The 2,325-nt window shown below is 34.6% G+C and carries 3 protein-coding genes; all 3 read left to right on the top strand.

From position 1 onward, the window contains the following. A partial coding sequence (locus C200_RS14255; protein WP_033923757.1) for a hypothetical protein occupies window positions 1-549 on the top strand: 549 nt, incomplete at its 5' end. Window positions 550-632: 83 nt separating this feature from the next. Then, window positions 633-1,058: a hypothetical protein gene (locus C200_RS09960; RefSeq protein ID WP_016212091.1), complete on the top strand. Its 426-nt coding sequence runs from the start codon at window positions 633-635 to the stop codon at window positions 1,056-1,058. 156 nt (window positions 1,059-1,214) lie between these two features. Then, the gene (locus tag C200_RS09965; protein ID WP_016212093.1) at window positions 1,215-2,144 is read left to right on the top strand and encodes a chemotaxis protein; all 930 of its coding nucleotides are present in this window, start codon (window positions 1,215-1,217) and stop codon (window positions 2,142-2,144) included. The last annotated feature ends 181 nt before the right edge of the window (window positions 2,145-2,325 follow it).

Raw genomic sequence — 2,325 nt, forward strand, 5'->3', positions numbered from 1 at the left:
CTTTCAATTTTCGTGAAATATCGCGTTTCGCTTTTAAATTCATTAATCTTTACCTCCAAACAGTTAGTAGACTCCAACTGTCAAGCTAGGTTCAGACTTTCACAGGAAGTGAAGGGTGAGGTAGATTTTACTGGAGCAAACTTCACCGGAGAAATTGTTTTTGATGATTTTAATTTTGATCAAAGACAATTAAGTCCAGAGCAGAGAGAACATGTATGTATAAAAGCTGCTCATTTAATCGCTAAAGCTGAAGGAGCACAGGCGAGGGCTAAAAATGCGATGCCATTTCTTAAAAAACATTTAGAACAAGTGCGAGAAGATGAGGCTCCTTTTATTAATGATTTTTTGAGATTATATAAAGAAGAAAGAGGCTGGCGACCTACAAAAAGTAGAGTGCAAGAGCATATGGATAGCTATAATGGTATTACGATAAGAGAAATAAGAGATCTTGCTGCTAAGGGAGCCCCGGGTTGTGCTTCGCAACGGGCGTTAGCTAGGGTAGATAGAGATTATGGGTTGCAAAGTTCAGAGCTTGAGCCAGGTAAATGATTTCAATTGAAAATAAATACTAACGCATGATTAAGTTCTATACTAAATTAAAAAGTAAGTGATTTATAAATGTTTTAATTATTATGAAGCTTTATTTAAATGTAATTGTTTTCTTTATTTTATTCATGGGTCTAGCTTTTACTACTTTTGCAAATTTAACCAATGTTTATCGTGTTACTTTATTGAATAAATCTGTACGTACAATTCACTTTCATGTGGATAAAAAAAAGTGCACGCGCTATATCACACCAGTTGATCTTCTTATTGAAGAAAATAGCGCGTTGGTTGTGCATTGGATTACTAGTGCAATCAATTGTCTTGGCCGTTTTGCGGTGATTAAGCTCAGAGTTGAGCGAGAAGGCCTTGAGGATACTTATTTGACTCTTGATGCAAAACTGTATGGTAAAGGGGAAGTGGGGGTTTTGTCTGGAGGCGTGCCGATTCGTTGTAAAATGACTTCTTATATTCAGAATGAAAAAATGTATGATTTTCAGTGTACTTTAACTTAGTCTTTTAAAATCTATTTTACTTTGTTTATAGTGGTTTTTTATGGTATGAAATTTGCTTTTAGTATTTTAATAAAAAATAATTACTTTGGCTAAACTCTGAACTTTTTAGATAAGTTCAAGATGATGAGCGCCAAGTGATAAAAGCGGTTAGAAATTATGGCAGGAATATTAGATACGGTTGATGCGAGAACGCAACTTGTTGGTAAAAATAGATTAGAGTCTTTGCTATTTAAGTTGGGTGATGAGAATATTTATGCTATGAATGTTTTTAAAATTCGAGAAGTACTGCAGCAACAGCCTTTGACGATATTGCCTAATAGTCATCAGTGTGTATTAGGTGTTATGCATATGCGCGGACAGACGATTCCTATTATTGATCTGTCAAAAGAAATTGGTATGAAAAGTTTAGCCGATGACGATTCAGCGGTCATTGTTATTTCTGAGTATTATGGTTATACTCAGGGATTTCTTGTCAGTAGTGTTGAGCGTATTATTAATATCGAATGGAATGAAATTAAGCAGCCGCCAAGTGGGTTAGGAAACTCTCATTATGTAACTGCAACATTGAACTTTGAGCGTAAAATTGTTCAGGTTGTTGATGTTGAAAAAGTATTAGCAGATATTATTGGCTTTGAAGCGCACACTGATGATATTGAAATTGATAAGAGTCTTGATTTAAGCAGTGTTTCTTTATTGATTGTCGATGACTCAAGTTTTGCTAGAAATCACTTAATAAAAATTCTAAGTAAGCTTGATGTTAACGTTGTTGCTTGCAATAGCGGTGCTGATGCATTTGCTTACCTTAAAAAGGTTGCTAGTGAGGAGAGTGATGCTGATATTAGCAAAAAAATTCCTGTTGTCATTACCGATGCTGAGATGCCAGAAATGGATGGTTATACATTAACGGTAAAATGTAGAGAAGATCCGAAATTAAAAGATCTATTTATTGTATTGCATACTTCTTTGAGTGGTGAGTTTAATAAAGCGATGGTTGAACATGTTGGTTGTAATGATTTTATTGCTAAGTTTGATCCGGCAAAAACATTGCATATTACACAAGAGCGCCTAAAGGCTCTATTTTTCTAATATAAAAATGTGAATGGTGGCAAGTTGCCTCCTAGCTGGTGAGTTATCATGTTTAGCTCCATATATAATGGGGTCTTCAGATTGTTTTCAAGAAGCAAGTTCAGTTCTTTTTGTATAGTTCTATAATTTATAGATTATATTTGCTCACTTACTAGGCTCTGTTGACATTTCCATATAAATC

The sequence above is a fragment of the Piscirickettsia salmonis LF-89 = ATCC VR-1361 genome (genome assembly GCF_000297215.2).
Taxonomy (GTDB): Bacteria; Pseudomonadota; Gammaproteobacteria; order Piscirickettsiales; family Piscirickettsiaceae; genus Piscirickettsia; species Piscirickettsia salmonis.